We start from the raw sequence: 460 nt of genomic DNA, 5'->3' as shown, positions 1-460 counted from the left end.
AGGTAAACGGATTGAATGAAAAAACAGAGTCCGGATAAAAGTTAAATCCCTCTCCAGCTGTTGAAGCAAGCCAGTCACGATAATGGGAAACTTGGGTATACACAGCAGGGAAATCCTCTCCGCATTCAGTCCCAAAGCTGACTAACCCTATCAGCCGAAAACCCAGGTCACTATCGGCGCTGGCCTGGGGATCCTGCCACACCAAAGGCCCACCCGAATCGCCCTGACAAGTGTCACGCTTAATTGCGGGATCTGGCGACATCGCGCACACGAACATAGCACTCTGAGTCGGTTCAACCACTGAGCCCCATACCTGTTCGCAATAATCATCCGGCACACCCGCAAGCAACACATGCTGTAACTGACGGGATACCGTCGCCCCGGGCTCAGTGGAGGTGAGTCCCCACCCGGACACCAGCAAATTCTGACCGCGTTGGCCGTCGGGCACAAAGGTATTGTC

Annotated in this window: 1 protein-coding gene; it reads right to left on the bottom strand. The window is 54.3% G+C overall.

What is annotated here, in order from left to right; all coding sequences use genetic code 11:
• Positions 1 to 460 (bottom strand): trypsin-like serine protease (locus ACYP03_RS24110; protein ID WP_459782378.1); only part of this gene is annotated, 460 nt, incomplete at both ends.

Source organism: Photobacterium sp. R1 (assembly GCF_054600795.1).
The sequence above is the reverse complement of the archived record's forward strand: the minus strand, read 5'-3'. Positions and strand labels throughout refer to the sequence as shown.